Consider the following 23,691-nt stretch of genomic DNA (forward strand, 5'->3'; position numbering starts at 1 on the left):
GAGAACATGCTCTGATTTTTCAAAAAAACCGTGCTTTTATACATAAAATGCCCCCGAAGAATACCCAACACTCCACCACCAAAATCCCAGCATCAAAACTTCATTCATCACCCCTGCCAATGAACACATAGCCATCAGGCACATAATTGTCGCGTTTTTGAACGCCCTACTTCTTCTTCGTCACTGATTTTTAAATACCCAACACTCCACCGCCAAAATCCCAGCATCAAAACTTCATTCATCACCCCTGCCAATGAACACATAGCCATCAGGCACATAATTGTCGCGTTTTTGAACGCCCTACTTCTTCTTCGTCACTGATTTTTAAATACCCAACACTCCACCGCCAAAATCCCAGCATCAAAACTTCATTCATCACCCCTGCCAATGGACACATAGCCATCAGGCACATAATTGTCGCGTTTTTGAACGCCCTACCTATTCTTCTTCGTCACTGATTTGGGGTGGTGGTGGCAAAATATAAGCCCCCGAAAGCCATCGATTGAGATCAATTGCGCGGCATCGTGTTGAACAGAAAGGATAAGCATTTTGTTGTGCCCTTTGACCACAAATAGGACAAGGGTGTGGAGGACGCATCGAAGATGCCTCTGCTTGTGTTAAATCCGGCTCTATGAGTGTTTGGTGTACTTTTTCTTCTGGTTTTATTTTTTGTTCGGGCACTTTACTGATTTTTTTTACTGTTTGTTTTTTTTCATTCAACTGCTCTATTTTTTGTGGCTTTTTATCCTGTTTCATCGGTTTTTCCCGTCCATGCATTCACGCATTCATCTAGTAAATTTCCCCATCTAGTAAATTTCCCCATCTAATAAATTTCCCTAGACCAATTTGCCAGAATTGGATAACGATAAGCCAACAAAAGATCCATTGTTTCAGCCAACGGCAACCCTACCACATTAGAATAAGAACCAGCGATATGGATGACAAAAGCCCCCGCTCTTCCTTGAACAGCATAACCACCAGCTTTTCCTTCCCATTCACCAGAAGCGATATAAGCCCTCATGACAGGAGCGGTTAATCGTTTAAAACGGACACGACTCTCGACCAATTTGATACCTATTTTTCCGCTTTCATTGAGTGCACAAACAGCACTATACACTTTATGACAACGTCCAGAAAGAAAACGCAAACATTCATAAGCTTCATCTTCACCCTTTGGTTTAGGCAAAATAACGTTTCCTACCGCCACCACGGTATCAGCAGCTAAAATCACTGTTTTTTCCGCTAAGACATCTCTTTTATTGTTTTTACTACACCATAGCAAAGTTTCTCGCGCTTTCAGCGCTTTTTCTTTTGCCAAACGTTTTACAAGAGTTGCAGGATGTTCTCTTAATTTTGGTGTTTCATCCACATCGGTTGCGTGCACATAATGAGGATCAAGACCGATTTGTGCAAGGAGCGCCAAGCGACGCGGCGAAGCAGAAGCAAGCACCAACTGGATTTCTTCGGAAAGATTTTTTCCCAAATTCCTTTTTCCTAAGAAGGTTTTTTTTAAATTTTTCATTCTCTCCCCTCAGGACGATCTTAAGCCACCATCCCCTTCATCTTAGCACAACGGATATCTTTCATTGATTTCAGGCATTCATTTAGGATCATTTTCACTTGCTGTTTCTTCTTCTTTTTCATTTCTCATTGTGGAAGAAACAAAACATTGTGGAAGGAACAAAATGTTTTAGAAGCAAAAAGCTGATTTTCTAGAAAACAAAAAGCAGCCATAACTTATTTATATCGATATGTAATACGCCCTTTTGTCAGATCATAAGGGGTCATTTCCACCATAATTTTATCACCAGCCAACACACGAATACGATTTTTGCGCATTCTTCCGGCAGTATGGGCAATAATTTCATGATCATTTTCCAATTTTACACGAAACATTGCATTAGGGAGGAGTTCGGTCACGATACCAGAAAATTCTAAAACTTCTTCTTTTGACATAAACAAGTAATTCCTTTATATGCACATAACCTTTCAAGCTGTGCGTTATTTTTCAGTGTTCATACCTTATTTTCTTGGTTTTGTGAACAAAAATTCGACAAAAAGAACAAAGTTTTTCTTTTTAAAGGGTACATCATAAGTTTTCTTTCATGAAATGAATTTCATTTTTATAAATGAGTTGTATTATTATTAAAAAAATAATGATTACAGATATTTCTTTTTATAATATTTAAAAAGTATTTTTAATAAAATCTTTATTATATTTATCTAATTAGTTTAATTTTATATGAGAAAAAATATCTTTATTATGTAAATATTTCAAATATACTTATAATTTTTTTTGAAAAGATCATTTATTTTTTATAAAAATATTATGCTTCAAGAAAATTTAAAAGTAAAAAAACATTTATATTTGTTTTCTGGTATTTTCAAAAAACTTTAACCAATGATATTTACGAACGCTCTTTTATAGAGACCGATGAGAGAGTGACTGTCTTTTTTTTCCGGCAATCTCAGCTTTTCCGCCACGTATTCCCCCTTCTTTATGCTTATGAAGGTGCAAGCCGGCACCATCATACTATTTGCCAGCTATTTGCCAGCCCCCAATGTTGCGACAGCCTTTGGTATTTAGACGATTCATAAGAGGTATTTTTGCTCCTTTCTAAATGTTTTCTCTCCACACGTTAATCCCACTTGTGATGTGCAAAGGGATGATTTTGATTGATTCAACATAAGCAGATTTGAAATGAGAGAATCTTAGGATATTCCGGTCTCTCATTCAACATGCAAAATGATGAATTATCGTTATAAATCAATATGTTGTCTTATTCGAACCCCTCCCATACCCCTTCTGATCAGCTCTGCATATTTTATTTTTCCCTTTGCAACTCTCATTGCCCTGATACTCTTCTCCTGTAGATATTCCCTTTACAAAAGCACGCTGCTATATCGCCAGCACGCCTCCATATCACCGCTTTGTTTTTTTATTTCACGTTTTCACTCATTTACAGTTTTGCAGAAAACAACAAATCTTCAAAAACACATTTGCGATATCGCTTTCAACAACTGTTTTGCAGCCCCTCATTCCCTTTTTTAAAACACCTCTCTTGACTGTTTTCCTAGAAATATTACGAGATTTACGCTTTTGGACTTTTGTTGCAGACCGACAGATATAGAAAAGAAGGATACAAAAACAAGAGTCCTCAAATGAAGCAATACAAATGGGTTTTATAGAGGAAATGAAAAATCTAAATGAATCTTTCACGAATTTTTTTGCAAAAAAAGGAGACGGAAATAGCAGAATTCCGCCTCCTTATAACCAAGATGTTTATTCGGAAAATTAACAAGATGTTTATTCGGAAAATTAAAAGGAAAGTTTATGAGAAAAAACACTTTAAGACAATGAAGAGGACCAACCTGACAACAATTCATACCTTACAGGGTCATCAGCACATTGACCACTTCCACATTCAAGTATGGTAGAGATCAAATTTGCTGCAATCAAAAAGACAAATAAGAAACTTGCTGTTCTATTGAAAATCGGTAAAGGAGAAAACACTTTAACTTTGTGTGCCAACTCGCCTAAAATCATGGCGACAGACACTCCAAGAATACAAAGCAATGAAATAATGAGTGCCCAAGTATAAAAATGCAATCCAAAGAATGTTGAACCATATCCAAGATCATCTGGTGTGATATGCAAAAGCACCTGCCGGACAGCAACAGAACTGGTTACCATACAGCCCAGAATTACCATACCATAATGGGTATGTTTCACTTTATGGTGAATATTGAGTAAAAATCCACAACCTGCTAGCATCAAACCAACGCGTTGAAGAAGACAAAGTGGACAAGGTAATTCGAATTTTACCAGCTGATAATAAAAGGCTACTAACAAGACAATAGATAAGCCAATAAGCCCTAAAGTATTCATAAATACAACGAAATGAGGATTTTTTTGTTCAACATTTTCCATAGCTATTCTCTCAAAAAGACAAGTTTAAAGTAGAAGTTGCGTGATGATTAAAAGTGAGAAGAATGACAACGAGTAAAATCGCCCATAAGACGTAACTTATATTCTTTTTCCCATACACTGTTGTTACGGCTGCACCTAATGCAATTAAAAATGGAAGAAACATGGCTTTAAAGTCTCCTTATCTTATTATCGATGCGTAAAATATTACAAAATTGGGCAAAAAAGAGACCATCGATTTATTATTCACAATTCACCCTATTGTCTTTACAAGATTAGAGAAAGCGATAGAGTATTTAGAGCACATAAAGGGAATATCAAGCAAAGTATTTGATGTCGTCTTTTCCTTTAACACTGAAGAATAAAGGGGCTGTTTTTTCCTAAAAATGAAAGAATCATTAAAGCAACGAAGTAAGCATGACTGAGGAATGCCACATTTTTTACATTTCTGATTTTTTAGAAAAAACCCTTTTTTTATTTAACGCAGTTTTGCCATGAAAAATTCTTTTTCATGATAAGAAAGAGTTCATATTACTATATTCTTTTGAACGATTGCTTTTCCTTTTTTCCAACAAGCAAAGCAGACATCAGCAGAAGACATCAGCAGAAGACATCAGCAGAAGACATCAGCAGAAGACATCAGCAGAAGACATCAGCAGAAGACATCAGCAGAAGACATCAGCAGAAGACATCAGCAGAAGACATCAGCAATTTTGAATCAAAAATCTCCAAAGGAATAAACAGCAAGCCAAAACAGCAATGGCTTTCTCTTATCCACATGATTATTGACCAAAGCACATCCTGTTCAGCACCCCTTAATCTTGAAACCAACGAGAAAGTTTAGGCTTTCATTTCAAGTCCTCTTTTAAAGATTGCTCTACAACTTAAAATTCAAGCAGCACTGTACGGAGATATTTTCTCTCTTAACGGAGAAAATCTATGATATTCCTAGAAGAAACAAACCCGATTGAATTTTTTTGAGATTTCTGCACGCAGACTCCATTGTTTTATCACGCAGACTCCATTGTTTTATAAAGATGTTTTTGTAAGAAAAGATTTTCTGCAAAAGAATATTGTTAAGAAGAAAAAACAATCCATCATTCTTCCACCAAACTTCTGGAAACATTCTATTTACGAAACCTGTAGCACACTTAAAAAAACTGTTGTTGTATCATGAATTGACTTTGCAAAGAAAATATAAAACTTTTAAAAAAGAGAGTAAGAATCGCAGTAAATACCTAAGATAGAGATTGAGAATGACGAAAAAATCATGTGATGTAGCGATTTTAATGGGCAGCCAATCGGATTGGCAAACGATGCGTCATAGCGCAGATATATTAAGCTGTCTTGGGATTTCTCACATTTCGCAGATTATCTCAGCCCACCGAACCCCTGAACGGCTTTATGAATTTGCGAAAGGGGCTAAAGCAGCAGGTTTTAAAATTTTGATTGCCGGCGCGGGCGGTGCAGCACATCTTCCTGGTATGTTAGCAGCCCTCACACCTCTTCCCGTTTTTGGTGTCCCTGTGCATTCACAGGCTTTATCGGGTCAAGATTCCTTGCTTTCGATTGTGCAAATGCCCGCCGGCATCCCCGTTGGCACATTAGCGATTGGCAAAGCCGGCGCGATTAATGCAGCGCTTTTAGCAGCAGCAGTGATGGCCGTTTACGATGATAAACTAGCACAACGGTTAGAAGATTGGCGTCAACAACAAACAGCCAATGTTGCGCAAACTCCGGTCACTGAGGTTTAAAATGACAAAATCTTCTCGTACACCCGAAACACCTAGCGCATCCAGCACATCCACCACACCCAACGCATCTACCACACCCAACACACCCAACACACCCGCCGCATCCACCATACCCAACGCATCTACCACATCCAGCACACCCGCCGCATCCACCATACCCAACACATCCACCACACCCAACGCATCTACCACACCCAACACATCCACCACACCCAACGCATCCGCCGCATCCACCACACCCAACGCATCCGCCGCATCCACCATACCCAACACATCCACCACACCCAACACATCCACCACACCCAACACATCCACCACACCCAACGCATCTACCACATCCACCGCATCCGCCACATCCGCCGCATCCACCACATCCGCCGCATCCACCACATCCGCCGCATCCACCACATCCGGCACATCCAACACACCCAACGCATCTACCACATCCACCGCATCCGCCACATCCGCCGCATCCACCACATCCGCCGCATCCACCACATCCACCACACCCAACGCATCCGCCGCATCCACCACACCCAACACATCCACCACACCCAACGCATCTACCACATCCACCGCATCTACCACATCCACCACACCCAACGCATCCGGCGCATCCACCACACCCAACGCATCCGGCACATCCACCACAGCCAACACATCCGCCGCATCCGGCACATCTAGCTCCGACATATCCTCTTCATTCACTCCATTGCCTCCGAAAAGCGTCATTGGCATTATAGGTGGAGGACAGTTAGCCCGCATGTTAGCCATAGCAGCAGCAGAATTAGGATTTCGAACGGTTGTTTTTTGTCCTGAAACGGATTGCCCAGCAGCACAAACAGCCAATGAGCATATTGTTGCACCCTATGATGATAGTTCGGCATTAGATCATTTTATTTCTCTGTGTGATGTTGTGACCTATGAGTTTGAAAATCTTTCGCTGCAAACGATTCAGCACGTAGAGAGCGCCAAAAATGTTTATCCCTCTTCCAAGGCGTTGGAGATTACGCAAGATCGGCTTTTTGAGAAGCAATTTTTACATGAGCAAAACATCCGCACAGCATCGTGGTATGCTGTAGATGACTTCGCTTCTCTGCAATCAGGGCTTTCTGCATTAAAGGGTCGAGGTCTTTTGAAGACGCGCCGTTTTGGCTATGATGGGAAAAACCAGATAATGCTGAACCATCCAGATGAAAAAATCCTTGATAAGAGCTTCAAGGCTTTTAAAGAACATCCCTCGATTTTAGAAGAAATTGTTCCTTTTTTATCGGAAATTTCGGTCATCTCAGCACGCACAAAACAGGGAGAGCATATTTTTTATGATTGTCCTGAAAATCAGCACAAAAATGGCATCCTTCATAAATCCTTTGTTCCACCGCGGATTCCGCTTAACGTACAAAATGCTGCGCAAGAAATAAGTGTTACAGTGATGGATGCGTTGGATTATGTAGGTGTTCTTTGTATTGAGTTTTTTGTCCTGATAGATGGGGGTCTGTTAGTGAATGAATTGGCGCCTCGTGTTCATAACTCTGGTCATTGGACACAAAAAGCGTGCGTAACATCACAATTTGAACAGCATATCCGTGCTATTTGTGGACTTCCGCTAGGCAGCACTTACCGTCATAGTGATTGTCAAATGACGAATCTTCTTGGCAACAATCTGCATGAGATCAAATATTTTCTTAAGCAAGAACACACATCACTGCATTTATATGGCAAAAGCTCTGTTCAACCGCTTCGGAAAATGGGGCATATTATTCAACTAACGGGACCAGCCAGCAAATCTTGTGAAACCAACAACCCGATCATGATACATGATACATGATACATGACAAGAGTGTCGCACTAAAAGGCTTTTATACAGAAGTCTTTTCTTCTTAAAGGACCAGAGCTCTATCGCTGTCTTAAGCTTAAGCGATAAAAATGCACAAATATTTTCTTTTCACAACAACTCTTGGTCTCTTACAGGTAAAACAGCGCTCCCCTCTTTTTCATTCCTTTAAGATATCTCTCATGCTCATGCCCTCCCATGCCAATTGCGGTGAATGCCTCCTATATTGCTTCTAGCACACTTTCTCATGATCTCACCATTATCCCTAGAGCATAATTTTTAATCATCTCATGCAAAGAGAGAGGCGCTCCGTCTCTCAAACGCTTTGTCTTCTTCCAAAAAACGATATTAATGCCACACTTTACACAGTTTTAACAAAGCCTTTTCTAGAATCAAATCCTCGGCCAAAGCCTCTTAGATTTTAACATCACAAAGTTAAAAACATCATGGATTTGTCATATGTTTCCCACATAATTTCAAAAACATAACATGAGAGCGAATATCATTGCCTTCACGAGCATCATTTAATGAAAAAACACTCGAAAGAGCAACAATACATCAAGTCTGACACTCTACTTCTCATGTTTATTATGAACTGGAAATCTTCTACAAGGCGTTAAGAAAAAAGAACGCAAAGCACCCATGTTAAAAAGCGCAGAGGCATTCTTGATAGATTCGCAAGATCCGCATCAACAGATAATTTATATCCGCTACCAATGATTTCCCAAAACACCTACAACCATTCCAAAAGATATTTTCAAAATTTCTAACCATCCCGCAAGACAACAAACATATCACTCTCTCAGAGCAACACCATGTCTGGTTTATCGATTCTCAAAGAAATGCCAAACCAGGAAAAAACCACTTTGAAATGATGCCTCGCCCTTTAGCAAAGAATTATACAAAACTATCAGAGCAAAAATGAGGCTTTTGATCACTGAACAGCGACACAACTTGGTCTGTCACGCATTTTCTAAAGCAAACGGAAAGGCAGCCCTTAGTCTCAATTGCTCTCAGGCAAGCGACATTCCATGCATCTAGGTCCCCCACATGAGCAGCGCCCCCAAAATGCATAGACATTTTTTCACCCACCTACCCCCATCCTACTTATACACCACTCTACTTGCCCACCACTCTACTTAGCCACCACCCCACTTATCCACCTTCCCACTTATCTACCTCCTCACTTATCCACCACCCCACTTATCCACCTTCCCACTTATCTACCTCCTCACTTATTCACCACCCCACTTAGCCACTTAAGTGTCGTCGTTCCAGCAGCAATCAAACCTATAGAGTGTAAAATGTATAACTAGAGAATCTTTATCGTATTTGTTCTTCTCATTTTCCCTTTCGTTTAACGTGCCAGAGCAATACATAAGAGCAATACATACTTGACAAGGAGAAGCGTTTTTGTTAGAAGCGCCGTAGATTTTTTTGCAATTTTCACTTATTTGTTGTGTACATAAAGTGTGTGAAAACGTGTTTTTAGAGGTGCGTTTTTCTTTTGGTGTTACAGTAGAAAAGTGAAGAATGTTATAGTGTAATCATTATAGTGCAATCACAAGAATCTAACATAGCTGAGAAGCTGACATCGTATTGCCAAAAGGCTGGTGTTATATTGCCAAGAAGGTGATGTCACATGGGATGACAATAGGGTGGTTTTGTGTTGGCGATTATTTGGGAGAGCTTTCTCAATAAAGCATTGCCAAATAAAATGTTATAAAGTGTTAGAACAGTGATTTTTATGTTATGGCGTTTATATGTTGATGACATTTATGTGTAGAGAGAGAGACGGTGAGTATAATGAAAATTAAGAATTCGCTTAAAGCATTGAAAGAGCGTCACCGTAACAATCGTTTGGTGCGTCGTAAAGGTCGTGTTTATATTCTCAATAAGACGAACCCTCGTTTTAGAGCGCGTCAAGGTTAAAGATTTTCGGTTTAGGGATTTTTGTGCCTGCTGTTTTGCAGGCATAAAGGTTTCTTGTCTCAGAAAGCTTTTTTTGAGCATTTATTTTTGGATTAAAAATCCAATGTTTGGTATTTTTAGAGCAACTTTCTCTGTGTGTGGTATTTTTTTTAAAGCTCTGCAATTGCGGAGCTTTTGTTTTTTCCAGCGTTGTTTTTTGTTTTCTTTTGCGTGTTTTCTGTTCTCTTTTTTCAACAGTTTTTGTTTTATTTCTGTTGGATATGGGCAAAGCCCTCCTTCTCTTCCTGAAGATCGTCTCTCTCCACAATTGCTTTTGCCGCTCGATGAATTGATCCCCAGCCAACCTCCATCGGCCCCTGTAAATTCTGATTCGTCAGCAACGATTTTAGAAGATTCTGATTTAAACGCCTCTTCCCAGAGCGACAGAGCGAAGCAGCGCAAAGAGGCAGAAATTTTACGTTTATTGAAAGAATTGAAATTTTGTGCGAATGTTCATGAAGCAAAAAAGATAAGCCAACAACTTCAACATTTATGGACACAATCGGGCAGTGAGACGATTGATCTTTTGATGTCATGGGCTGAAAATGCCATCAATACGGACAATTATGGTCTTGCCCTTGATTACATTGATAATGCTCTTGCACTTGAACCTCATTATGCAGAAGCTTGGGTAAGACGTGCATGGATACACATTCAACTGAGTGATTTTAAACTTGCCATGTTCGACCTTCACCATGCTCTCACGCTTGAGCCCCGCAATTATCTTGCCTTTTTTGAACTTGGGATAACCATGGAAGCGACACAACGTCCACAGCTTGCTCTTAAAGCGTATCAACAAGCGCTTGAATATTATCCACAAATGCAAAAGCTTCAAAAGCGTCTTGAAGATCTTTTAGAGAAACAGTCGCCACAAGCCCTTTAAACTTGCCATGATCGACCTTCACCATGCTCTCACGCTTGAGCCCCGCAATGATGTTGCCTTTTTTGCACTTGGCGTGAGCATGGAAGCAACCAAACCGCCACAACTTGCTCTTAAAATATTGAAATGCCCTTGCATTTTCCCCCACCCATGGCAAAGCCCAAGGACAATGTGTATAACTTCACAGAGCACCGCGTTAAACTTACCAATCATGCTCTCACATGCAAGCTATGCGCGCCAAACACTCTTTAAAAATTGAGAAATACCCGTAGAGAGATTACAGCAAAGATCATTCCTCAAAAAATAAGATAAAAATGAGAGTTTCCATTTTATCTCTAGCTGAAAATCACAAACTGCTTTATAGTGAGGGAGGGTGTTCTGCGCTTCTCGACAGGAAATAACGTATTCCTGAGACCTTAGTGATCTCCAAGGGAGCTGTCCCTGATAAGGCCCGTGGGCTTTTTCATATGGCGCCCACCTATTAATTTAGGTTCCCGGGGTCAACTTTTTCCATCGGCTGTTGTGGATCACCTTTGTTTTGCGGTGTCATGAAGCAAATTGCACGAATATTTTTCAAGAAATGATATTTTTCAAGAGATTTATGAGAAACTTTAAAAATTGAGGGGACCTTTATTTTGTTGCAACAACACACGATACGAGGGGGAAATGAGGGATTTGCGAAACAGAAATGGACAAAAGACCATCTCCTTCACGGGCTCGTGCACAGCTGCGCAAAATTGGCTTATAGCAAGATACTACTTTTTTGTCATAAGAGCGCACTATCTGTTTGTAGCATACCTGTTCACATTTGTAACAAGAGACACTCTTCAGTAACACATCCAATGATGAATGAACGATAGGATTGAGAAGACAATGGGCACCAAAAACCTTGCTTCACCGGATCGCGCACAACTCCGTAAAATTGGCTTATCGAATCGTGATGCCCTTACCGAACAGACGCGCGCTGTTTTTTCACAGCACGCTTGTTCACACGCGATTCAATATCTTGAAGCAAAGGGGGAAGATTTTTCGCGTATGATTCTCGCGGGCTATTGGCCAATTAAATCGGAAATTGATCCTCGTCCTTTATTGGATGCCATAGCCTTACGCGGTGGACGTTTAGCCTTACCGGTTGTGCTTGATTCCACCACCATGGTTTTTCGTGCCTTTTCACAAAGCACAGTGTTAGAGCCGATGCGCTTTGGCACCTTTGGTCCTCGTGCAGATAATGCCGTTGTTGTACCCAATATTATTCTTGTTCCACTTTCCGCGTTTGACACACACTGTCATCGTCTTGGTTATGGAGGTGGATATTATGATCGTGCGGTTGAAGCTCTTGAAAAACAAGGACATAAGATCACCTTATTAGGTGTGGGTTTTTCGTGTCAAGAAGTTGAATCCATTCCTCATGCAAAACATGATCTTGTTATGCAAGGAATTTTTACAGAAAAGGGTTTCTTAAAGCGTTAAAGTATGATTAAAACGCCTATGCGTTTTTTATTTTTAGGTGACATTGTTGGAATGACAGGTTGTAATGCTGTTTTTGAACAGCTTCCGCAACTGATAAAGAAATGGCAACTTGATTTTGTCGTGGTAAATGCTGAAAATGCTTCTCACGGTTTTGGCATCACGCAAGAGACTTATCAAGATCTCTTAATGGCAGGAGTTGACGTTGTAACGACGGGCAATCACGCTTTTTCGTGTAAAGAAACATTACATTATGCGCATGAGAGTGATCGTTTTTTACGTCCTGCTAATTTTGCGCCAAGCAATTTTACGAAGGGGACTCCCGGCAAGGGTTCTGGTATTTTTACAGCCAAGAATGGTGCACGTGTGCTTGTTGCGAATCTTTTAGGGAATGCTTTTATGCCGTGCAAGGTAACAGATCCCTTTGAAATGGCTGAAAAGATTGTCTGTGCGTGCTCTTTGATGGAGCAAGCGGATGCGATTATTTTTGACTTTCACGCGGAAACGACGAGCGAGAAACAATGTCTTGCACATTTTCTTGATGGTCGTGTCAGTGTTATTGTTGGAACGCATACGCATATTCCCACAGCTGATGCGCAAATTTTAGAAGGCGGCAGTGCGTATTTAACGGATGCAGGGATGTGTGGAGATTATAATTCGTCCCTTGGCATGGATAAAGAAGAGCCTTTGCATCGTTTTCTTTATAAGAAGAAGCAAGGGCGTTATGAACCAGCCAAAGGACCAGCGACACTTTGTGGTTTAGCGGTTGAAATTTCAGACCGCACAGGATTAGCGGACAAGGTTTCGGCTGTACGGATTGGTCCTCATTTAAAGCCAGAGAGTCCAGATTTTTGGTAACATCTTTTGTAGACTTGTTGATGAGGCGCTGCTTTTGAAAAGCGGCTTTTTCAAACCGCGCCAATTTTCAAACCACGCCAAGAAGCTTTCCTTACCCGAACATTTGCCTCACACCAATGAAACGAATGCGCACAAAGTGGTAACAAGATTGGCACCAACAGCAAATCACCCGGCAGCAAATCACCCGGCAGCAAATCACCGCCGGCAACAAAAAACAGCCTCACTTGCAAAACAAGACAATGTTTTGTGGAATTCTCGTGAATGATAAAATTTTCTATGATTTTTAAAATGGGGGATTTTTAAAATGGAGAGAAGGAGGCTATATTAGGATATTTCTGCGGGGAAACATAACAACCCCTTCCCTAAGCGTCCGTATATATGAAAATTTACGATTGTGCAAGAGAATTTTTAAAATTTTTTAGTGTCCTGAGAAATGAGCCACAAAATTGCCTTTTGTTTTTGAGGTTTGAGCTCTCTAAAAATTTTTCAGGAGCAGATATTCCTTTTTGCTAGAGATTGTTTCATCACCATAATATGAGGCATTTTCTTTTGTTGAGATATCGGTATAAAAAAAGAGAATGGAGACATCGAGGATATCGGCAACTTCTTGCAAGCGTCCAGCACCTATACGATTTAGTCCTTTTTCATATTTTTGGATTTGCTGGAAGGTTATCCCTAACTGATGTCCTAATTGTTTTTGAGACATTCCCAACATTTCTCTTCTGAAGCGAATTTTTCTACCGATAGAAATATCATTGGCATGCGATTTAATGGATTTCACTGGTTAACTCCCCCCACCGGTTGCGAGCGCCCTCGCATTGGTATTCCGGGAGTTAAAAGTACTGAATCCGAGTCAGCTTTTTGCTTTTAGTGTTTATCACACCTGGACATAGCAAAAACTCCCGGAATCCCGGGACACCTACAGAGTAGGCACATTTTCATGCTCGGACTTTCGGGCTTTTAATCCCCTATTGATCGTTGCGTAGACGACCAAACTCACAAGGTTTATTCATAAGGCAATTTCAAAAGATTGGCAATAAAAATGAAATATTTAAGACATTTCCCATACTTCTCTTCTGAAGCGAATTTTTCTACCGATAGAAATATCATTGGCATGCGATTTAATGGATTTCACTGGTCAGTCCCCCCACCGGTTGCGAGCGCCCTCGCATTGGTATTCCGGGAGTTAAAAGCACTGACCTCGAATCAGCTTTTTGCTTTTAGTGTTTATCACACCTGGACATAGCAAAAACTCCCGGAATCTGAGGAAGAGTTATCTGAGGAAAATTTACAGAATAAGCGCATTCTCATGTGAAAATTGAAAGCTGTAGTTCCCCCTCTTAATCGCTTACGTAGACGACCAAACTCACAAGGTTTATTCATAAGGAAATTTTGAAAAATTGGCAATAAAAAGAGTCTTTGTTTATTTTTTTATGAAAGAAATCTGCTTCTCAAGCTCTTACGCCCGCTCTGCAAAAGCACCACCCCACCTTTTTTGAAAAGACGAACAAAGCTTAGCTCTTTAAGCGTCAAGCATCTCCACCGAGAATTCAAAGGATAGTTCTAAAACGCCCTCTTCAAAGGGTAGAAAAATATTCCTCGAAAGAAATTTTTCCAAAGAAAATGTTCCTCGAAGAGTATTACCCTCGAAGAGCATTCCCCCGCGAAGCGGGGTTTCTTCGAAAGGGATTAAGTTGTGATGCGTTGAATGTCCGCCCCGCAATGGGCTAATTTTTCTTCTAACCTTTCAAACCCGCGATCAAGATGATACACACGGTTGACGATTGTTTTACCTTTTGCAGCCAGAGCGGCAATGACAAGAGAGACAGAAGCGCGTAAATCCGTTGCCATCACAGGAGCCCCCTGCAATTGATCTGTTCCGTAAACGGTTGCGGTTTGTCCATCAAGCTTGATCTGAGCCCCCAAACGAATGAGTTCCTGAACATGCATGAAACGATTTTCGAAAATTGTTTCAGTGACATGTGCAATTCCCTGAGCCCGTGTCATCAAAGCCATGAATTGTGCTTGGAGATCGGTTGGGAAAGCGGGATAAGGTCCTGTTGTGATATCGACAGGCATGATTTTTGTTTTGAGAGGATTTCGTTTAACGTAAATTCCTTTCGGTTTTATTTCGATAGTGAGTCCGGTTTTCTGGAGCACTTTAAGCACTTGAGTGAGATGGTTAGGGTTTGCATTTTTGAGCAACGCCTCTCCTCCTACCATAGCTACGGCCATAGCGTAGGTTCCGGCCTCGATTCGATCAGCAATGACATGGATTCGTGCACCATGAAGTTTTTTCACACCCTCGATAGTGAGTGTTGTTGTCCCTTCACCAACGATTTTTGCTCCCATGGCATTGAGGGTTCGAATAAGATTTGCGACTTCTGGTTCACAAGCGGCATTCTCAAGAACGGTTGTTCCCTTTGCCATTGTTGCTGCCATCAGCATGACATGTGTCCCACCAACAGTGACTTTAGGAAAACTATAGTGCGCACCTTTTAGCCCTCTCGGAGCTTTCGCATGGACATAGCCATTTTCGAGTGTGATATGAGCTCCTAAAGTTTTGAGTCCCTCAAGGATAAAATCGACGGGTCTGGTTCCGATAGCGCATCCACCAGGCAAAGAGACATAGGCCTCTCCACATCGAGCAAGCAGGGGTCCAATCACCCAAAAGCTTGCGCGCATTTTTTTCACCAATTCGTATGGAGCACGTGTGGTGGTTATTTTTTGAGCGGTAAAATGAATTGTTCTAGAATCCATATAATCGCTATTGACTTCTTGCCCATCGACAGCATATCCAACACCATGATTATTAAGAAGTCGAATAAGCAATTCGACATCAGCAAGATGAGGAATATTTTCCAAAGTAAGTGTTTTTTCCGTAAGGAGTGACGCAATCATGAGAGGCAATGCGGCATTTTTTGCTCCTGAGATTGGGATAGTCCCATTAAGTCTTTTCCCACCAACAATTTGAATAGAATCCATCGTGCTTTCTTTCCCTTTGATTTCCCCTCCAAAGGTTTTGCTCCCTTAAGAAGTTATTTATTATAGTTTTCGAACAAACTCGTTGATTTTAAAACGAATTCTTCCTATTAAAACGATTATTGAGAGATTTAGTTGCAAAAATGCCTTATACGGCATTTTTTAAGTCTCTATTTCCGCTCTTTTTCGACTTTGCTCTTTTCGGCGTTTCAGATTTTGCCGCAATTGCTGCGCCAACCTTTCTTGTCGGCGTTTTGCTTTTTCGTCTTGATGATGAATTTCCTTTTGTTTTTGTTTTTGTTTCATTTCTGTCATTGCGCGACCTTTTAGGCAGTATGGAGCTTTTCTAAAGCAACTCACGGGCTTTTTATAAGAAACATTCTGTCATGACACAAAAGGGGTTTTCTTTCAAGAAGACACAAATGCTCTCTTGCCTATTTTATGACAATATGGCACAAGACAGCGCAAAGATTGAAAAATGCTGCGGTAGCTCAGTGGTAGAGCACTCCCTTGGTAAGGGAGAGGTCGAGAGTTCAATCCTCTCTCGCAGCACCATTTAACACAGCATTTTTGTCAATCTCTGTTACCACCACACCAGCACTTTCAACGCCCCTCAGGCATCCCCCTCAAACCCACCACCCATACACGCCTCCAAGGCAAGCCTCTATTCTTGCCCCCCACTTGCCTCAAACCCACCACCCATACGCGCCTCCAAGGCAAGCCTCTATTCTTGCCCCCCACTTGCCTCAAACCCACCACCCATACGCGCCTCCAAGGCAAGCCTCTATTCTCATCCCCCCCCCCCCACTTGCCTCAAACCCTCCGTTTGTGCATTCTTCTCTTGTCTGCTTTTGTCTTATCCCCCACTGTCCTCCCCTCTACGATATTTTCCATTCTCACACCGACAGACTTCATTTGCTGGACCATTCTCTCCAAGGCATCATTAAAACGGCGCATTTCACTTTCAAGCTTGCGAATATAAACCTCATCACGATAAGCACGCTTAATCAGAACCGGCATATCCGGCCAATAGAGCATCAAATCGATCCATTCACGTTGTGCAATCCATAATCCCCCCTGACATTGTGCTTTATGCTCTTCGGGAAAACCTTTTTGCATGAAATGCGGAATAAGAATTTCGGGTTTTTTGGTTTTAATTTCCAACACGCCATCTTTTCCAATAAAAGCATCAGGAGAAAAACCTTTCATACGATCATCCGCCAAAACGAACCCAATGCATTCAGGCTGCGTGTGCGTGAGAGTCCCATAAAGCTGGCGTGCACCTGGTTCCAATTCTGTTCCACGTCGCATAGCAAACGTTGTCCCTTCATCGACGATTTTTCCAGTGATTCTTTCTCCAGCGAGTTTCATCATCACAGCATAATATTTTGCAGTTTTTTGCCCCTGTTTTTTTTGTGCCATCACCATTTCAAATAAAGAAGCAGTGATCAAACCTTTACGCGCTTGCTGCCATTCCTCTGTTCCCTGAATACAATCGACAATAATTGGCATAATCTTTTATCCCCCAATTTTTGTTGCATTTTTGCTTACAACATTCTCTTTTTGTAACATCAACTCTTTTTGAGGTGCACCTTTTGCGCTCCGCACCTAAAACATCATAAAATAACAATCTCCTCCCAATCCCCTCTCTTTCTCCAAACCAATATTTGCCCTTTCAAAACAGCGAAAACACAACTGTTGAAGTCAAAAAGCTTTACATATTTGAATTTGAAAACCGCTCATGGAAGCCTTACAGCGCCCATGCACATCCTAAAATGAACATCCTAAAAACCTTGAATTTCCCTCTTTCCCCACCCCGCACGCATAACCTCCCTCTGTAATGCAAAACTCAAGACACATCTCCTCCTCCCAATCCCCTCTCTTTCTCCAAACCAACATTTGCCCTTTCAAAACAGCGAAAACACAACTGTTGAAGTTAAAAAGCTTTACATATTTGAATTTGAAAACCGCTCATGGAAGCCTTACAGCGCCCATGCACATCCTAAAATGAACATCCTAAAAACCTTAAAGCAGGTTACATTCCCCCACATTTATTGGTTCAAAGTCTCTTTGCCATCATGCTGTTGCACAATCTTCACACATACTGAAACACAATGTCTTATCGTGCCATAGCACAATGTTTAGCGGTGCTATGGCACATTACTGAGTCGTGCTTATTGCACATTATTGAGTCGTGCTTATTGCACGATGGAAAAATCATTTCGGAAATATTGTTCCGCCAAATTTTTCGCGACACACTCCGCAGCCTGCTTCGATATGAAGAAGACAGCATTGTGTTTTTGTGGATCGAGTCTGATTGTGTCTTTGGTGTTTCCAGCGTAGTAAAGTGGAATTCCTTGATAAAAAGTTCTGAGATATCCCCCCATGCTTTTCACCACCAATAATCATTCAAGACATCACATGGGCGCAAACGGTGCTGTTTTTCGTAAGAACCATAACGATTATCTTCATAATCCCGCGCGACTTTTTCCTCTAAATACACATGGTAAGCATCACTATTGAGAATAAATGGCTGAAGGTGTGTATTTTCTTCGTCGATTTCATCATGATTTGCGACATAAACATCCGCGAGTTGTTCCGTGACATCCTCCGCATGCAGAGTGGTGAGATCAAGACGTAAGAGTCTTTGAACCGTTTCATACTCTTCAATAATCTCGAGGACTTCTTCGATTTGCTCGAGAGGCCCCTCATAGGCATCACTTTTTTCATCTTCACAAAGAATGATGATAATTTCATCCTCTTTAACGAATGGAATATTTTTCATAATTCCCCCCATTTCGATAGTTGATAAAGCACAGCTTTGTCTTGACAAGGCTGAATATAGCGTTACCCTTATATCCTCTATTGAAGATATGTCAATTATTTTATCCTTAATAAAAGATATATTTTTAGTCTTTACGACATTCAAAGGACATATATGAATAGAAATTTGTTCTCTTTTTTGCCCGCTGTCCTTGTATTGTTCTCTATTTGTTCTTACCCACTACAACCACAAACAGACAGGAGAGCTAAAATGAGTGATTTAAAATTGATAGAATACTGGAATAATCTTGATTCAAAAGCACAGAAAGAACTTATTTTGCAGCTTAGGCAGTTGGTCTCCGCAAAAGAGTCAAGACAGCTTGCCTCTCTTCAGGAGAAAGCTTTGAAATAAGCTCGATAAATTCTTTATCTTCAGGACTCGCCCCTTGTCCATATAAGATATAATTCATAGTGATATTAATTTCGTGACAAATGCGCGCGAGGGATTCGATTGTAGGTTCTTTTCCTTCAGTGAGGATAGAATGGAGATACCCTGCCCCTTTACCGGCTGCGAGGGAAATAGATCTTTTTGAGCGGCCACTTTTTTCAAGCGCAGCATTTAACCTTTCACGCCAACCATCGATATTCATAGTTTCACCATATAGCGCGTCTTTTTAAAAAAACACGTCCTTTTTGTAAAACGAGCTTGCATTATCCTTTAAAAAGGATAAAATTAAGAAAGAAAATTTTATTTTTTAGGGGGGGATAAAAGTTCATTTTTAGATCAAAAGAATAATTTACCACCCTAAAGGATGCAAAAAAGCGTCCTCGCCATCCCCAAAAAGCCCAAAAAGTCGATGCCCCAAAAGCCCAAAAAGTCGATGCGTTAAGAAGTCTTATCTTATTTTTTTCCCATGTTTTATTTGTCATCTACGTAATCTCAAATTGTAAAGTTGCATGCATTTGCACCTAGCCAATGACTTATTAGACTCCATAAAGCAACGCCCAAAGAATCATCCCCCAAGTGTCATTATGAACAAAAAAATCGCAACAAAATCGCAACACTCTGTCTCAAAGCATAAAAACTTTCACGGAATACACAAAAACGCTATTCCTGATTTTATTGCCAATGGAAATGTTTAAAAGAAGAAAGTGAATTGAAGTATGAAACACGCCAATCACCAAGAAACTCCTCACTATGAATCGTCTAGGCTTCCTTATGTTTGTTGGTATCAGAATGATTTTCTAGGGGGAGTACGTGGAATGCGTGCCCATGAAATTGGGATTTATACGATTCTCCTCAATGAAATGTATGCCCGCGGCCGTCCTCTAGAGTTATCGGTAGAACGTTTAGCGCGTCTTTGCGGTTGTGACAAGCGAACTTTTGTTAATGTTTTAGAAATGCTGATAGAAGAGGGAAAAATTTTAAATTTAGCCAATGGCTTATGGAATAAGCGTTGTGAAACCATCTTTCAAGAGCGGACAAAATTGCTTGAACAGAAATCCTTTGCAGGACATTCTTCGGCAAAAAAACGCAAAGAAATCAATGCAAAGCTTCAACATCTGCTGAACGCCCCTACATCGGATGATGAACAAAACTCACAAGCTCAGAAGGAAGAAGAAAAAGAAACACCTAACGGTGTTTCAAAAAAAAATCCTTTTTTGATTGAGTTAGAAGAGGAGGCAAAGGAGAAGCAAGCAGTAACCCGTCTCCGTTCTTCCCCCACATCCTGTAAGCCTTCAAGAAAATCTTCACCGGATAGATCTCACCCACAAGCTCTTATCCCTTCAAGCTCCTATGAAACAGTTCTCGATGAATTGGTTTCCCATGGATCAAGCTCTGATAGAAAGGCAAAGAATATCACCAACTTTGCAAGGAGAGAAGAGCAAGGGATTTTTTCTCACGAAGCGGCAGAAATCACGACAGAAAGTTTTCCCTGCTTGGACACAACCACAAAAAATACATCCGATTCGAGCAACGAATTCAAGAACCGCACGAACATATCCAAAGCCGCCCCATTCAAAAAAGCAACCCCCAAGGGGCAACGTCTTCCAACCGATTGGCAAGCGGATATTAGCGCAGCAATTTCAGAAGGTTTGAGTGAAGAGCAAGCGCGTTGGCAAGAAAAGAAATTCCGTGACTATTGGCATGCCAAAAGCGGCAAAGATGCACTGAAAGTCGATTGGCAAGCCACATGGCGTAACTGGTTCCGCCGAGAAATTGAACGCATAAAAGAACAACAGGAGAGGCTTGCCATTTTTAGTCGTCATGCCGTTTTCACAGCACACAGCAGAGACAATGATGCCCTTTATGCAAATCTTATCAACTACCACACGGAGTAATCAGAAGAGGCTTTCCTGCTCCTCTCGCCCTCCGCACAGCACACGGCAGTAACGAGGACGCCCACAATCTTCTCAACGACCACACGGATGAACATGAGTACAATTTTTGAGATCAAACAGCACCTCATCTCACAGCCAAGCACAATCGCACAAATGCTTTTACCAAAAGGGCAAAGACGGGGAAACAACTGGATTGTAGGCAACACGCGCGGTGAAGCGGGTCAAAGTTTATCGGTCTGTTTAAGCGGCGAAAAAGCGGGGCTTTGGTATGATTTTGCTGAAGGCAGAGGGGGTGACCTTTTAGACCTCTGGTGTGAAGTCAAAGGAATTAATCTTTCTCAAGCCCTCGAAGAAGCCCGCACTTTTCTCAATCTTACACGCCCCAAACCCTTTATGGTGCCGCGTTGTTCCTATCGTCGTCCACCCGTTCCCGCAGGGGGCATACCACAAAATTTAGTGAAAACTTACCTCACCAAAGAACGCTGCATTCCTCTTGAAATTTTAAAACGCTACCGAATAGGAGAAGAAGGCGAAAAAATCATTTTCCCTTTTTATAAGCCCGATGGCACGCTTGCTTTAGTGAAAGAACGGCTCGCACAAGCGGGAGCAAAACCAAAACCAACAACAGCACACTGTGAACCGATTTTGTTTGGCTGGCAAGCTCTCTTCTCCACAGACCACATCCCCACAGCAGCAAACCACAACCCCGCAGCCACAAGCCACAACCCCGCAGCAGCAAACCACAACCCTACAGCCACAAGCCACAACCCCGCAGCCACAAGCCACAACCCTACAGCCACAAGCCACATCCCCACAGCAGCAAACCACAACCCCGCAGCCACAAGCCACAACCCTACAGCCACAAGCCACAACCCTACAGCCACAAGCCACAACCCCGCAGCCACAAACCACAACCCCGCAGCTGCAAACCACAACCCTACAGCCACAAGCCACAACCCTACAGCCACAAGCCACAACCCCGCAGCTGCAAACCACAACCCCGCAGCCACAAGCCACAACCCTACAGCCACAAGCCACAACCCCGCAGCTGCAAACCACATCCCCTTAACCCAAGCTTTTTCTTCGACAAAGCGCACCATTGTCATCACTGAAGGAGAAATTGATGCACTTTCTTTAGCAGCCTATGGATATCCGGCGGTTTCCGTACCGTTTGGAGGGGGGAGTGGAGGCAAACACAACTGGATTGAAAATGAATTTGATCATTTAGAATCTTTTGAAACCATTTTTTTAGCCACCGATATGGACAAGCCAGGAGAAGAAGCGGCACGTGAAATTGCCAACCGGCTTGGTCGCCATCGCTGTTACCGTGTACACTTACCCCGTAAAGATGCCAATGACTGTTTAACCGCTGGTATTGATGCAGCCACCATAAAAGCAGCCTTTTCCTCTGCAAAAAGCTTTGCACCAGAAGGATTATACCACGCCTCAGATTATAAAGACAAAATCATAGGGCTCTTTTGGCCAACGCCCAAGCAACATCTTGGCTACACAGTTCCCTATCCTAAACTCAACGGCAAGCTCTATTTTCGTCCAGCGGAATTAACATTATGGAGCGGGGCAAGTGGTGCGGGAAAAAGCCAATTGTTATCAGATTGTATTCCTCATTGGATTTCTCAAAACAGTCGTCTTTGCTTAGCCTCACTAGAAATGAAAGGAGAACAATCATTGCGCCGTTTAACAAAACAAACGGGCGGCATAGAACAACCAACAAAAGAGATGATTGAACGGATCTTGCATTTTTTAGACGATGGACTGATTCTTTACGAACATGTTGGGAAATCCAGCGTTGACAGATTGCTAGATGTTTTTGACTATTGCCGTGCGCGCTATGGTTGCGATCAATTTATCATCGATAGCCTCATGCGGCTTGGCATTTGTTCAGATGACTATGCAGGACAGGAACAAGCGGTTTATAAAATGGTTGATTGGGCTATTTTAAATGCTGTGCATATTCATCTTGTTGCTCATGCACGCAAAGGGGGATTAGACAAAGACATCCCCGGCACTGAAGATATTAAAGGGGCTTCAGAAATTGGTGCCAATGCCTTTAACATCATCACCGTTTGGCGTAATCGGTCATTAGAAGACAAAATTTTTGCCGCCCCCAGACAAGAAGAAAAAGCAGAATTAGGAAAACGCCCCGGCGTTATTATGAACATTGCCAAACAACGTTCCGGTGATTTTGAAGGCAAAATTGGTCTTTGGTTTGATCAAAAAACCTACCGCTACCGCTGTTCACAGGAACAGCTCCTCACTCAAAGGCGTTATCTTGAGGACCCCAGAAAAAATCCTTTTTCCAAGAACCAAACAGACACAATACGAACACACCTTATGCCCTCATAAACAAAACCAGGGATCAATCCAACCATACATAAAAACGTCCACTCATTGGAGAACAAAATCCCGCTCGCTTCCATATGTTTGGCACCAAAATGCGCAAAACCAAGAACGACTCCCAAAATGCAGCAAGACAACACTCCCCGCCACTTACCCCACCCCTTTGTCAGCCAAACCAAGAACAGCTCTAGCAATGCAAGAAAACTCACCCCCATCAAAAACATCGCCCACGAAACACCCAAACGCCTTGCCCCCACACCAGCAAAAACAAGAGCAACGCCAGCAACAAGGCAAAACAACAGCGCTTTTAAAAATAATCCCCACGTCACAGCCGTGCTCTTTACGCCCACACAGCCAAAAACAAAAACAGTTCCAAGAAAGCAAGAAAACACGAGCACCCGCAAGAACAACTCTTGCCTATCAACCACGCCTCTCGCTCCCAAATAAGAAACCCCAAGGAAAAAACCAACAATGGCGCAAAACACCACTGCTCTTAAAAATATGCCCCGCGTCTCAGCCATACGCCCTGCTCCTTTATATGCAAAACCACTGC

26 protein-coding genes, 1 tRNA gene, 1 other RNA gene and 1 pseudogene are annotated in these 23,691 nt (G+C 41.8%); 12 read left to right on the forward strand and 17 right to left on the reverse strand.

Annotated elements, in window-relative coordinates; translation table 11 throughout:
- Positions 1-134: 134 nt before the first annotated feature.
- The 7 genes from NPX99_RS05250 to NPX99_RS05280 form a co-directional block, all read right to left on the reverse strand.
- On the reverse strand, positions 135-269 hold the full coding sequence (locus tag NPX99_RS05250; RefSeq protein ID WP_269030841.1) for a hypothetical protein: 135 nt from the start codon (positions 267-269) through the stop codon (positions 135-137).
- Positions 269-403, reverse strand: a complete 135-nt coding sequence (locus tag NPX99_RS05255) for a hypothetical protein (RefSeq protein ID WP_269030842.1) — start codon at positions 401-403, stop codon at positions 269-271. Before NPX99_RS05255 ends, NPX99_RS05250 begins: the two co-directional genes overlap by 1 nt.
- Positions 404-438: 35 nt before the next feature.
- On the reverse strand, positions 439-756 hold the full coding sequence (gene yacG, locus NPX99_RS05260; RefSeq protein WP_269030843.1) for a DNA gyrase inhibitor YacG: 318 nt from the start codon (positions 754-756) through the stop codon (positions 439-441).
- 67 nt (positions 757-823) lie between these two features.
- The gene (locus tag NPX99_RS05265; RefSeq protein ID WP_269030844.1) at positions 824-1,522 is read right to left on the reverse strand and encodes a Maf family nucleotide pyrophosphatase; all 699 of its coding nucleotides are present in this window, start codon (positions 1,520-1,522) and stop codon (positions 824-826) included.
- Positions 1,523-1,737: 215 nt separating this feature from the next.
- Positions 1,738-1,956 (reverse strand): translation initiation factor IF-1, encoded by a 219-nt coding sequence (gene infA, locus NPX99_RS05270; protein WP_004857577.1) that lies wholly within the window; start codon positions 1,954-1,956, stop codon positions 1,738-1,740.
- Between the two features lie 1,393 nt (positions 1,957-3,349).
- Positions 3,350-3,931: a disulfide bond formation protein B gene (locus tag NPX99_RS05275; protein WP_269030845.1), complete on the reverse strand. Its 582-nt coding sequence runs from the start codon at positions 3,929-3,931 to the stop codon at positions 3,350-3,352.
- Positions 3,932-3,941: 10 nt separating this feature from the next.
- Positions 3,942-4,094, reverse strand: coding sequence for a DUF5993 family protein (locus NPX99_RS05280; protein ID WP_269030846.1), 153 nt, complete (start codon positions 4,092-4,094; stop codon positions 3,942-3,944).
- A gap of 345 nt (positions 4,095-4,439) precedes the next feature.
- Here NPX99_RS05280 and NPX99_RS05285 point away from each other — a divergent pair, with 345 nt between their 5' ends.
- Both NPX99_RS05285 and purE read left to right on the forward strand, forming a co-directional pair.
- Positions 4,440-4,772 carry a hypothetical protein gene (locus NPX99_RS05285; RefSeq protein ID WP_269030847.1) on the forward strand — a complete coding sequence of 111 codons (333 nt, stop codon included), beginning with the start codon at positions 4,440-4,442 and terminating at the stop codon, positions 4,770-4,772.
- A 412-nt stretch (positions 4,773-5,184) separates the two neighbouring features.
- Entirely contained in the window at positions 5,185-5,682 is a 498-nt protein-coding gene (purE, locus tag NPX99_RS05290; RefSeq protein WP_269030848.1) for a 5-(carboxyamino)imidazole ribonucleotide mutase, read from the forward strand.
- Here purE and NPX99_RS05295 read toward each other — a convergent pair.
- Positions 5,620-6,390 carry a hypothetical protein gene (locus NPX99_RS05295; RefSeq protein WP_269030849.1) on the reverse strand — a complete coding sequence of 257 codons (771 nt, stop codon included), beginning with the start codon at positions 6,388-6,390 and terminating at the stop codon, positions 5,620-5,622. The genes purE and NPX99_RS05295 overlap by 63 nt on opposite strands.
- Positions 6,391-6,394: 4 nt before the next feature.
- On the opposite strand from NPX99_RS05295, the gene NPX99_RS05300 reads away from it, so the two are divergent.
- The 7 genes from NPX99_RS05300 (at position 6,395) to NPX99_RS05330 (ending at position 12,957) form a co-directional block, all read left to right on the forward strand.
- Positions 6,395-7,510: a 5-(carboxyamino)imidazole ribonucleotide synthase gene (locus NPX99_RS05300; RefSeq protein WP_269030850.1), complete on the forward strand. Its 1,116-nt coding sequence runs from the start codon at positions 6,395-6,397 to the stop codon at positions 7,508-7,510.
- A gap of 1,812 nt (positions 7,511-9,322) precedes the next feature.
- Complete coding sequence (gene ykgO / locus NPX99_RS05305) at positions 9,323-9,448, forward strand: type B 50S ribosomal protein L36 (protein ID WP_004863016.1); 126 nt, start codon at positions 9,323-9,325, stop codon at positions 9,446-9,448.
- Positions 9,449-9,551: 103 nt separating this feature from the next.
- On the forward strand, positions 9,552-10,370 hold the full coding sequence (locus tag NPX99_RS05310; RefSeq protein ID WP_269030851.1) for a tetratricopeptide repeat protein: 819 nt from the start codon (positions 9,552-9,554) through the stop codon (positions 10,368-10,370).
- 369 nt (positions 10,371-10,739) lie between these two features.
- Positions 10,740-10,900, forward strand: a non-coding RNA gene (ssrS, locus tag NPX99_RS05315) — 6S RNA.
- A 340-nt stretch (positions 10,901-11,240) separates the two neighbouring features.
- Complete coding sequence (locus tag NPX99_RS05320; protein WP_269030852.1) at positions 11,241-11,837, forward strand: 5-formyltetrahydrofolate cyclo-ligase; 597 nt, start codon at positions 11,241-11,243, stop codon at positions 11,835-11,837.
- A gap of 3 nt (positions 11,838-11,840) precedes the next feature.
- Complete coding sequence (locus tag NPX99_RS05325) at positions 11,841-12,692, forward strand: TIGR00282 family metallophosphoesterase (RefSeq protein ID WP_269030853.1); 852 nt, start codon at positions 11,841-11,843, stop codon at positions 12,690-12,692.
- A gap of 34 nt (positions 12,693-12,726) precedes the next feature.
- Positions 12,727-12,957: a hypothetical protein gene (locus tag NPX99_RS05330; RefSeq protein WP_269030854.1), complete on the forward strand. Its 231-nt coding sequence runs from the start codon at positions 12,727-12,729 to the stop codon at positions 12,955-12,957.
- A 143-nt stretch (positions 12,958-13,100) separates the two neighbouring features.
- Here NPX99_RS05330 and NPX99_RS05335 read toward each other — a convergent pair.
- The 3 genes and pseudogenes from NPX99_RS05335 to NPX99_RS05345 form a co-directional block, all read right to left on the reverse strand.
- A pseudogene (locus tag NPX99_RS05335) lies at positions 13,101-13,573 on the reverse strand (helix-turn-helix domain-containing protein).
- Between the two features lie 808 nt (positions 13,574-14,381).
- Positions 14,382-15,677, reverse strand: a complete 1,296-nt coding sequence (gene murA, locus NPX99_RS05340; protein WP_269030855.1) for a UDP-N-acetylglucosamine 1-carboxyvinyltransferase — start codon at positions 15,675-15,677, stop codon at positions 14,382-14,384.
- Positions 15,678-15,836: 159 nt separating this feature from the next.
- Entirely contained in the window at positions 15,837-15,989 is a 153-nt protein-coding gene (locus NPX99_RS05345) for a hypothetical protein (RefSeq protein ID WP_269030856.1), read from the reverse strand.
- Positions 15,990-16,154: 165 nt separating this feature from the next.
- On the opposite strand from NPX99_RS05345, the gene NPX99_RS05350 reads away from it, so the two are divergent.
- Positions 16,155-16,229 (forward strand) — tRNA-Thr (locus tag NPX99_RS05350).
- Between the two features lie 48 nt (positions 16,230-16,277).
- Here NPX99_RS05350 and NPX99_RS05355 read toward each other — a convergent pair.
- From NPX99_RS05355 to NPX99_RS05375, 5 genes are all read right to left on the reverse strand, one after another.
- Positions 16,278-16,433 carry a hypothetical protein gene (locus tag NPX99_RS05355; protein ID WP_269030857.1) on the reverse strand — a complete coding sequence of 52 codons (156 nt, stop codon included), beginning with the start codon at positions 16,431-16,433 and terminating at the stop codon, positions 16,278-16,280.
- 54 nt (positions 16,434-16,487) lie between these two features.
- Positions 16,488-17,186, reverse strand: coding sequence for a lambda exonuclease family protein (locus NPX99_RS05360; protein ID WP_269030858.1), 699 nt, complete (start codon positions 17,184-17,186; stop codon positions 16,488-16,490).
- Between the two features lie 686 nt (positions 17,187-17,872).
- Positions 17,873-18,061, reverse strand: a complete 189-nt coding sequence (locus NPX99_RS05365; RefSeq protein ID WP_269030859.1) for a hypothetical protein — start codon at positions 18,059-18,061, stop codon at positions 17,873-17,875.
- A gap of 5 nt (positions 18,062-18,066) precedes the next feature.
- The gene (locus NPX99_RS05370) at positions 18,067-18,459 is read right to left on the reverse strand and encodes a hypothetical protein (RefSeq protein ID WP_269030860.1); all 393 of its coding nucleotides are present in this window, start codon (positions 18,457-18,459) and stop codon (positions 18,067-18,069) included.
- 322 nt (positions 18,460-18,781) lie between these two features.
- On the reverse strand, positions 18,782-19,087 hold the full coding sequence (locus NPX99_RS05375; protein ID WP_269030861.1) for an XRE family transcriptional regulator: 306 nt from the start codon (positions 19,085-19,087) through the stop codon (positions 18,782-18,784).
- A gap of 514 nt (positions 19,088-19,601) precedes the next feature.
- Here NPX99_RS05375 and NPX99_RS05380 point away from each other — a divergent pair.
- Entirely contained in the window at positions 19,602-20,780 is a 1,179-nt protein-coding gene (locus tag NPX99_RS05380) for a YdaU family protein (protein WP_269030862.1), read from the forward strand.
- 93 nt (positions 20,781-20,873) lie between these two features.
- Positions 20,874-23,144, forward strand: a complete 2,271-nt coding sequence (locus NPX99_RS05385) for a toprim domain-containing protein (protein WP_269030863.1) — start codon at positions 20,874-20,876, stop codon at positions 23,142-23,144.
- Here NPX99_RS05385 and NPX99_RS05390 read toward each other — a convergent pair.
- Complete coding sequence (locus NPX99_RS05390; RefSeq protein ID WP_269030864.1) at positions 23,066-23,659, reverse strand: hypothetical protein; 594 nt, start codon at positions 23,657-23,659, stop codon at positions 23,066-23,068. The genes NPX99_RS05385 and NPX99_RS05390 overlap by 79 nt on opposite strands.
- Positions 23,660-23,691: the final 32 nt, after the last annotated feature.

It is taken from the genome of Bartonella sp. 220B (assembly GCF_026930205.1).
Classification (GTDB): Bacteria; Pseudomonadota; Alphaproteobacteria; order Rhizobiales; family Rhizobiaceae; genus Bartonella.